General features: G+C 63.3%; 1 pseudogene. It reads right to left on the bottom strand.

What is annotated here, in order from left to right:
• Positions 1-119, bottom strand: a pseudogene (locus EN852_RS42875) (GNAT family N-acetyltransferase); the annotation flags it as partial.
• Between the last annotated feature and the right edge of the window lie 216 nt (positions 120-335).

The following is a 335-nucleotide window of genomic DNA, read 5'->3' as shown; positions in this document are numbered from 1 at the left end:
GTGACGGCGGGCTCCGCCCACATGGCGGCATAGGCTTCGAAATCGTCCAGCCGGTGCGGCCGCAAAATGGTGCGCCCCGTCTCGAGGACCGGCACGCCGGCTTCCGTTTTTATGCTCATGGTATTCCCTCGTTGAGGCGGCAGCGCTTAGCAAACCAGCGCGTTCGAACAAGGGCCAGCATCGACCGGGGTCATCCTCCAGCGGGAACCCGAGCACATCGATTGTCCACCGGCCGGCGGCCGCTTCGGTGTCTGGGAATTTCGAGTGACGATGCTACTCTTCGGGCACACGAATGAGCCACGCCGCCCAACGCAGGGAAACAACATGGACACCAC

Source organism: Mesorhizobium sp. M2E.F.Ca.ET.209.01.1.1, assembly GCF_004010375.2.
Lineage (GTDB): Bacteria > Pseudomonadota > Alphaproteobacteria > Rhizobiales > Rhizobiaceae > Mesorhizobium.
This window is presented reverse-complemented; position numbering and strand designations above follow the sequence as displayed.